Below are 6,292 nucleotides of genomic sequence, written 5' to 3'. Positions count from 1 at the left end.
CACGCGCATCGGGATCGGCATCGCGACGCTGTCGTTCGCATCGATGGCCGCTGCGCCGCTGATGTCGCCGCATGCGCAGCTCGTGCTGCTCGCGGTCGCGACGATCGGCTTCGATCTCGGCGTGCAGGCGACGCTGATCGCGCACCAGTCGATCGTCTACCGGATCGATCCCGCGTCGCGCAGCCGCCTCAACGCGGTGCTGTTCGTCGGCATGTTCATCGGGATGGCGGCCGGCGCCGCGATCGGCAGTTTGTTGCTCGCGCAACTGGGCTGGAATGCGGTGACCGCGCTGGCCGTCGCGACGTCGCTGGCCGCGCTCGCCGTGCGGGTGTGGCGCAACTGAAGTCGGGCATCGCGTCACGCCGGCGGGCAAGCCCATGAGGCTTGCCCGTTTTTTTATCGGTGCGCGTGACGCTGCGCCGCCCGGCAGATTCGCGCCGCGCCAGCACGGCAATCGTTCATCCGGCGCAAGGTCCGCGGCGGCATACCGAATTGTCCAGTTCACCCAAATATTTTTCCGGCGGCCCTGTACGCCCGCACGCAAACGTCGGACGATTCGGCCTTGCCGCGCCGCACGGCGCGCCCCCATCCGGCCCCACCACCCAGCCCCGCTTCATCAGGGGAATCCCGGTATTTTTTCGCATTTTCTTCGAAATAACGGGTGACATACTTGCCCCCCATTGCGCTCCGTGCGAGCGCGCTTTCCGATCCAGCCGGCCGCCTGTCATGCGCTGCGCGTCCGTCCGGGTCGCACAGGACATGAACAATTTCGACACCACGATCCAGGTCTTCCTCACTCATGTGACGTTCGGCCCGCTGATGAATCACACAATCCGCGTGATCGCGGGCCTCTACACGTTCAAGGGCTTCGTGCTCATTCCCGTGCTGTGCTGGCTGTGGTTCCAGCCCGGCCCGACCCGCGAGCGACAACGCGAGCTGGTCGTCGCCACCGTCGCGAGCGGGCTCATCGCGCTCGCCGTCGGCCGCGTGCTGGCGCAGGTGCTGCCATTCCGCGTGCGGCCGATCTACAACCCCGACCTCCACCTGCACTTTCCGTCGGCCGGATTGCGTGCGGCAACGCTGCAGACATGGAGTTCGTTTCCGAGCGATCACGCGATGCTGTGGATGGCGATCGCGACCGGCATCTTCATCATCGCGCGCCGCGTCGGCATCGTCGCGCTGCTGTATTCGGTCGTGTTCATCTGCCTGCCGCGCGCGTATCTCGGCTTTCACTATCCGACCGACCTGATCGCGGGCGCGGCGATCGGCATCGCGATCGCGTGGCTGCTGACGCGCGACGCGATCCGCTCGCGCTTCGCGCCGCAGGTGCTGGAGATGATCCGGCGCTTCCCCGCGCCGGCCTATACGCTCGCGTTCCTGCTGTGCTTCGAGTTGATCACGCAGTTCGACGAACTGCTGACGCTCGCGCAGTCGGCCACGCGCACGATGTGACGGCCACCCGCGCGATGCTGCCGCTGCTGCTGTCGCTCCGTCGCCCCGGCGCACGCTGCCGGCCATGCGCGGCAGCGGCACGCTGTGCGACGGCCCCGCCTGTCAATCGCGATCGGGCGCGCCAAGCGGAAAGAACGAACGATACGGCCGTGCCTCGTCGACCGCGCGTGCAAACGACGGCCGCGCGAGCAGACGCTTGCGGTACGCGATCACGTTCGCGAACGCCGGATCGATCCGGTGCGTCCAGTCCGCGTAGAACAGGAACGGCGCCGCGCCGCAATCGGCGAGGCTGAAACGATCGCCGGCCGCCCATTCGCGATCGGCCATCGTCTTGTCAAGCCACGCATACGACGTGTCGAGCATCGCACGCGCATCGGCCACCCCGCGCGCATCGCGCTCGGCTTCCGGCCGCAGCGCATCGAACACGACCTTCTGCTGCGGCGTCGCCACGTAGTTGTCGAAGAAGCGGTCCATCGTGCGCACCTCGAGCGCGGCGCGCGGATCGTCGGGCAGCAGGCGCACGGGGCCCGGATGGTTCAGGCCGAGATACTCGATGATGATCGTCGCCTCGATCACCGTGCGGCCCGCATCGACGAGCACCGGGAAGCGCTTCAGCGGCCACAGCCTGGTCAGTTCCTGCATCGGTTTCGGATCGTCGTGCGCGAGCACGCGATACTCGAACGGCGTGCCGTTCTCGTACAGCGCGGTCAGCACCTTCTGGCAGTAGGACGAAAAGGGATGGGCGTAAAGCGTCGGCATCATCGTGGGGTCTCTCTGGGTTTCGGCGCCACGTCGTGCGGCGCCACGTGATCGGATACCTTGACGACGAACGGCGCCCGGCCGTTTCGACATCGGTCCGACATTTTTTTCGAGGGACTGCCTGGGCCGCTACGATCGGCCGTCCATCACGACACGCCCTTCGGCGCGCCAGCGCAGCATCCCGCCGCCGAGGTTCGCGACCGCGTCGAAGCCGGCCTTCTTCAGGATCACCGTCGCCTGCGCGGAGCGCCCGCCGGCCCGGCACACGGTCACCACCGGCCGGTCGTGCGCGATTTCGCCGATGCGCGCGGCCAGTTCGCCGAGCGGGATCGGCGTCGCGCCGGGCAGATGGCCGAGCGGGCCCGCGAATTCGTCCGGCTCGCGCACGTCGACGACCTGCACGGCCGGCAGATGATCCTCGAGCCATTGCGGATCGATTTCCCAGAAGCCGGCGAACGTATAGACGAGCGGCGCCCAGTCGGCTGCCGCCTGCGCATCGGGCGCGTTCGCGGCGACGCCGCACTGCAGGTTCGCCGGCACCGCGACGTCGATCTGGCGCGGATGCGCGAGGCCGAGGTTGCGCATGTAGCCCGCGAAATCGTCTTCGCTGAGATCGCCGCCGAGACGCGGGTTGAAGCGCCGCTCCTCGCCGACGCTCGTCACCGTGAGCCCCCGATAGTCGTGCGCGGGATACAGCAGGCACGCGGCCGGCAGCGTGAAGAGCCGGCCGTGCACCGCGCGATACAGCGCACGCGGGTCGCCCTGCTGGAAGTCGGTGCGGCCGGTACCGCGGATCAGCAGGCAATCGCCGGTGAACGCCATCGATTCGTCGTCGAGCACGAGGCTGATGCAGCCGCTCGTGTGGCCGGGCGTCGCGCGCACGGTCAGGTAGCGCGGGCCGAATGCACAGCGGTCGCCGTCGTTCAGGTAGCGGTCGGCGCCGTGCGCGCCGCTCGCGGCCGAGATCGCGATCGCGCTGCCCGTGCGCTGCTTCAGCAGCCACGCGCCCGTCACGTGATCGGCATGCACGTGCGTATCGACGGTCGCGACGAGCCGCAGCCCGAGTTCGTCGAGCAGCGCCGCGTCGCGACGCACCTGCTCGAACACGGGATCGATCAGCAGCGCCTCGCGCGATGCGGGGTCGGCGAGCAGATACGTGTACGTCGACGATTGCGGATCGAAAAGTTGCCGGAAGATCATTGCTTTATGGCTCCGTCGCTTGTTCTTCAGTGGGGTGTAGTCGGATCGGCATACTGCATATCCTCGTCGGGCACCGTCGGCATGACGACCTCGCCGCCACGCGGGCGGCGTCGCGCACGTTCATATAGCCTAGATCAAAATGCCCGCATCGCCGCGCATCCCCTACGCGGTGCGCGATTCCGACGACGAATCGCGCACCGCGGGACGATTCGCCGCGCCGGGACCGCATCGCACGCTGCCTTACACTACCGCCTGTTCTCGTCTCCGATCACAGGAATGCTCCCGACATGTCGATGACGATCGATCCGAAGCAGGCCGCCGCGCTGCTGGCCGTCGCCGACACCGGCAGCTTCGAGCAGGCGGCCGTGCGCCTGCACGTGACCGCGTCCGCCGTCACGCAGCGGGTCCGCGCGCTGGAGGCGAGCCTCGGCACGCCACTCGTCTTGCGCACGCGGCCGTGCCGCCCGACGGTGGCCGGGCAGCGCGTGCTGCAGCACCTGCGCCGCGTCGCGCTGCTGCAGGCCGACTTGCAGAGCACGCTCGCGGCCGAGCGCGAATCGCCGATCTCGGTCACGATCGCGCTGAACGCCGACAGCCTAGGCACGTGGTTCCTGCCCGCGCTGACGTCGGTGCTCGCCGGCGAGCGAATCCTGTTCGAGCTGATCGTCGAGGATCAGGATCACACGTTCGCGCTGCTCGAAAGCGGGATGGCGGTCGGCTGCGTGACGACCGAGCCGAAGCCGATGCGCGGCTGCCTCGCGACGCCGCTCGGCACGATGCGCTACCGGCTGCTCGCGGCCGCCGCGTTCGCGGTGCGCTGGTTTCCGCGTGGGCTGAACCGCACGAGCGCGCGCCACGCGCCCGTCGTCGCGTATTCGCGGCGCGACACGCTGCAGTCGTCGTTCCTGAAGGAGAAGTTCGGGTTGCCGGACGGCGCGTACCCGTGCCATTACGTGCCGGGCACCCATTCGCACTTCGCGGCGGTGCGGCACGGGCTCGGCTACGCGATGGTGCCCGAGCCGCTGATCGGCACCGCGCCGCTCGATGCGCAGGGGCTCGTCGATCTCGCGCCCGCGCATCCGACCGACGTCACGCTGTACTGGCACGCGTGGACCGTGCAGTCACCGACGATGGCGTCGCTGTCCGAACGGGTGGTCGAAGCGGCGCGGCGGTTGCTCGCACCGTTGCCGTAACGCGCCGGCAGTCGCGCCGGCGATCGACACGGCCGGCCCGGTACGCACTCCGACGAGAAAGTCGGCCGTGCCGCCTATACTTTTTCCATCGGCCTCGCGAACGCGCCGCGCGGCCGATCATCCCGATCCGGCCGTTCCCTTTCATGTGAGGAGAACATCATGTCCCGCCGCTATATCGATTGCCGCGAGTTTCCCAGCGCGATGCATTGCTCGGTCGCGATTTCCGCCGACTCCGACAACGAACTGCTGGAGGCCGCCGTGCAACACGCGGTCTCGGTGCACCAGCACACCGACAGCGCCGAACTGCGCACGCAGTTGAAATCGCTGTTCCACGACGGCACGCCGCCCGCCGACACGCCGCGGCAGGCGTAACCCGCCGGCACGGCACCGATCGACCGACGACGCGCCGCGTCAACCCTCCGCGTCTTGCGTCATGCCACGTCGCGCCGGCCCGTCGCCGGCCGGCGCATTCCGCTTCACGCGCGACGCTGCGAGAAATACTCGCCGACCTCGCCGAGGAACGTGTCGATGTCCGCGCGCGACACGTCACAATGCGTGACGAAGCGCGACGCGTACAGCATCTGCGTGAGAATCCCGCGTTCCTTCAGCCACGCCTCGAGCGGCGCGCAATCGGCTTCGGGGAATTGCGCGAACACCATGTTCGTCGCGTGCGACAGCACCTTCACGCCGTCGATGCGCGCGAGGCCGGCCGCGAGATGCGCGGCGTTCGCGTGATCGTCCGCGAGCCGCTCGACGTTGTGATCGAGCGCATACAGGCATGCCGCCGCGAGAATGCCCGACTGCCGCATCCCGCCGCCCAGCACCTTGCGCCAGCGCTGCGCGCGCTCGATCAGCGCACGGCTGCCGACCAGCACCGAGCCCACCGGTGCACCGAGCCCTTTCGAGAAGCAGATCGACACGGTGTCGAACGGCGCGCACAGCTCGGCGATCGGGCGCCCCGACGCGACGGCCGCGTTGCACACGCGCGCGCCGTCGAGGTGCGTGGCCAGCCCACGGCTGCGCGCGAACGCAACGGCTTCCTGCACATAGCCTTCCGGCAGGACCTGGCCGCCGATCGTGTTTTCGAGCGCGAGCAGGCGCGTGCGGGCGAAGTGATTGTCGAGCGGCTTGATCGCCGCGGCGATCTTCGCGAGCGGCAGCGTGCCGTCCGGCGCGTTCTCGATCGGTTGCGGCTGGATGCTGCCCAGCACGGCCGCGCCGCCGCCTTCGTACTTGTAGGTGTGCGCGAGCTGACCGACGATGTACTCGTCGCCGCGCTCGCAATGCGACATCAGCGCGGCCAGGTTGCTCTGCGTGCCGCTCGGGAAGAACAGGCCGGCTTCCTTGCCGGCCCGCTCGGCCGTCACCGCCTGCAGGCGCAGGACGGTCGGGTCGTCACCCCAGACGTCGTCGCCGGTTTCGGCGGCGGTCATGGCGGCCAGCATCGCCTGGCCCGGACGTGTCACGGTATCGCTGCGTAAATCGATCATCGCTGTGCCCTGAGTGAACGCGGGCCGGCCTTCCTGCGCCCGGCCCCGCCGAAAACGAGACTCAGAGTGTACGCAATTCACGCGGCATGTGCCGAGCGATACGCCGCGATCGCGCGTCAATATCGCGGCGGCGGCGGCTGGACGCCCGCCGGCGGCATCGGCGGCGCCGCGCGCGGCGCGGTGCCGTATCCGCCGCCG

At 68.9% G+C, this 6,292-nt stretch carries 7 protein-coding genes and 1 pseudogene; 4 read left to right on the top strand and 4 right to left on the bottom strand.

Annotation, left to right across the window (positions count from 1 at the left end; all coding sequences use genetic code 11):
• Window positions 1-343 (top strand): annotated as a pseudogene (locus tag JMF86_RS28640) (MFS transporter); the annotation flags it as partial.
• Between the two features lie 158 nt (window positions 344-501).
• Here JMF86_RS28640 and JMF86_RS28635 read toward each other — a convergent pair.
• Complete coding sequence (locus JMF86_RS28635) at window positions 502-801, bottom strand: hypothetical protein (RefSeq protein ID WP_166488162.1); 300 nt, start codon at window positions 799-801, stop codon at window positions 502-504.
• On the opposite strand from JMF86_RS28635, the gene JMF86_RS28630 reads away from it, so the two are divergent.
• Window positions 760-1,452, top strand: a complete 693-nt coding sequence (locus JMF86_RS28630; protein WP_041489512.1) for a phosphatase PAP2 family protein — start codon at window positions 760-762, stop codon at window positions 1,450-1,452. The genes JMF86_RS28635 and JMF86_RS28630 overlap by 42 nt on opposite strands.
• A gap of 102 nt (window positions 1,453-1,554) precedes the next feature.
• Here JMF86_RS28630 and JMF86_RS28625 read toward each other — a convergent pair whose 3' ends face one another.
• Window positions 1,555-2,214 (bottom strand): glutathione S-transferase family protein, encoded by a 660-nt coding sequence (locus tag JMF86_RS28625; protein ID WP_011548950.1) that lies wholly within the window; start codon window positions 2,212-2,214, stop codon window positions 1,555-1,557.
• 126 nt (window positions 2,215-2,340) lie between these two features.
• Window positions 2,341-3,411, bottom strand: coding sequence for a rhodanese-like domain-containing protein (locus JMF86_RS28620; protein WP_011548949.1), 1,071 nt, complete (start codon window positions 3,409-3,411; stop codon window positions 2,341-2,343).
• A gap of 287 nt (window positions 3,412-3,698) precedes the next feature.
• Here JMF86_RS28620 and JMF86_RS28615 point away from each other — a divergent pair, with 287 nt between their 5' ends.
• Both JMF86_RS28615 and JMF86_RS28610 read left to right on the top strand, forming a co-directional pair.
• On the top strand, window positions 3,699-4,604 hold the full coding sequence (locus tag JMF86_RS28615) for an HTH-type transcriptional regulator ArgP (RefSeq protein ID WP_011548948.1): 906 nt from the start codon (window positions 3,699-3,701) through the stop codon (window positions 4,602-4,604).
• A 159-nt stretch (window positions 4,605-4,763) separates the two neighbouring features.
• The gene (locus JMF86_RS28610) at window positions 4,764-4,976 is read left to right on the top strand and encodes a DUF1059 domain-containing protein (protein WP_006480352.1); all 213 of its coding nucleotides are present in this window, start codon (window positions 4,764-4,766) and stop codon (window positions 4,974-4,976) included.
• A gap of 104 nt (window positions 4,977-5,080) precedes the next feature.
• Here the strand turns inward: JMF86_RS28610 and ltaE are convergent, their stop codons facing one another.
• Entirely contained in the window at window positions 5,081-6,094 is a 1,014-nt protein-coding gene (gene ltaE / locus JMF86_RS28605; protein ID WP_011548947.1) for a low-specificity L-threonine aldolase, read from the bottom strand.
• Window positions 6,095-6,292 lie beyond the last annotated feature (198 nt).

Source organism: Burkholderia sp. E168m15 (assembly GCF_016586105.1).
GTDB classification, from domain to species: Bacteria; Pseudomonadota; Gammaproteobacteria; order Burkholderiales; family Burkholderiaceae; genus Burkholderia; species Burkholderia orbicola.
The sequence above is the reverse complement of the archived record's forward strand: the minus strand, read 5'-3'. Positions and strand labels throughout refer to the sequence as shown.